This is a genomic window from Syntrophomonas sp. UBA5494, assembly GCF_002426325.1.
In genome coordinates this window covers 4,966-6,612 of record NZ_DIPG01000139.1, presented here as the reverse complement: position 1 = coordinate 6,612, position 1,647 = coordinate 4,966, and the positions used below count along the sequence as shown (strand labels likewise).

The window sequence follows — 1,647 nt, the reverse complement described above, 5'->3', positions numbered from 1 at the left end:
ATAACGTTTTTTGTCATCCTGAATGTAGTGAAGGATCTTGCAGTCTCCGAGATGGAAAGATCCTTCGGCTTCGCCTCAGGATGACATAAAATCCCTTATTCATAGCAATGACAAATGGGGTTTTGGGAATTATGCCAAACTCTCAAATCTCTAAAATCTTAGATCTCTTTCTCCGGCACGTATACGGTTGATATAATCGATCGCTTTTACTTTTCTTTTTTCATTGGGAATGTTTTGCATTTCTGCATCGATCATTTTCTGACCCATTTCCATTAATTCGTTATCAGCATAGTCTTTTAAGTATTCCTCAAATGTTAACAGGGCATTGGGCAAACAATAGTTTCCTATTTGTCCTGATTTCGCAAAGGGCATAAAACGGTCTCCGGTTCTTCCTTCACGGTAACAGGCAGTACAATAACTGGGAATGTAACCGTCTTTAACCAGCCCTTTCAGTACGTCAAGCGGTTTTCTATGATCGGCCAGATTGAATTGTGGTTTTTCCTCGATTCCGTTTTCATCTACTTCTTCTCTTTTGGCATATCCGCCGACTCCTACACTGGATCCCGCGCTCATCTGCGAAATACCAACATCCAAAAGCTCGTTACGGAAATCAGCACTTTCTCTGGTGGAAAGAATCATCCCGGTATACGGAACTGCCATACGGGTAATTGCTACTATTTTTTTAAGCTCCTGGTCTTTAACCAGGTACGGAAAATCGTTATAGTCCACGCCTACCGCCGGTAGAAGTCTTGGGAATGAAATGGTATGCGGACCGACACCGCTAACCGCTTCCATATGCTCGGCATGCATCAAAACGGCTATCATTTCATAGTGGTAGTCATATAAACCAAGCAGGGGACCGATACCAACATCATCAATTCCACCGCCCAGCATGGCCCGGTCCATGGCTTCAGTGTGCCACTCGTAGTTTTGCTTGGGTCCGCTGTGCATTTTAAGATAGGTGGGTTTGTGGTAGGTTTCCTGGAATAAGATATAGGTGCCGATTTTGGCGTCCTTTAGCTTTTTATAATTTTCTGCGGTTGTGGCAGCAATATCCACATTTACCCGGCGAATAGCACCGTTTTCAAATTTCTCGTCATAGATAGTCTTTATACACTCCAGGATATATTCTATAGGGCATCTTTTATCGTCTTCGCCTGCTTCGAGCAGAAGCCTTTTGTGTCCCATAGCCTCCAATGCCCTGACTTCGTCCCGTACTTCATCCTGGGTAAGCTGATGCCGGCCGATATCGTTTTGGCATCTGTAACCGCAATATTTGCAGTTGTTTACGCAATAGCTGGATAAATACAAAGGTGCAAACATAACGATCCTCTTGCCATAAATTTTTTCCTTTACCTCTTTGGCAATTTTGTACATTTTGGCAAGAGTTTCATCATCTTCAACCTCCAGCAAAACTGCGGCTTCCCGATGAGTAAGCCCCTTATAATCCCTTACCTTGGCTAAAATTCGGTCGATTTCAGCCTGGTCGTTGACCAGTTTCCTGGCCGCGGCAATCGATGCCAGAATCTCTCCATCGTCAATAAATTCATTGGCGTCCATAGATTTTATATTATACATATTTAAGCTCCTTCCCGAATTACTTTAATTCAAACTGATTTTGTCAAGTATTCCTGACAGATAAGCAAT

At 43.1% G+C, this 1,647-nt stretch carries 1 protein-coding gene; it reads right to left on the bottom strand.

From position 1 onward, the window contains the following. Window positions 1-150: 150 nt before the first annotated feature. The gene (gene hydG, locus B3W37_RS15570; protein ID WP_483176355.1) at window positions 151-1,578 is read right to left on the bottom strand and encodes a [FeFe] hydrogenase H-cluster radical SAM maturase HydG; all 1,428 of its coding nucleotides are present in this window, start codon (window positions 1,576-1,578) and stop codon (window positions 151-153) included. Between the last annotated feature and the right edge of the window lie 69 nt (window positions 1,579-1,647).

Coding starts and splice junctions, on each gene's coding strand:
- hydG (WP_483176355.1), bottom strand. CDS start 1,578: ATGTATAATATAAAATCTATGGACGCCAATGAATTTATTGACGATGGA.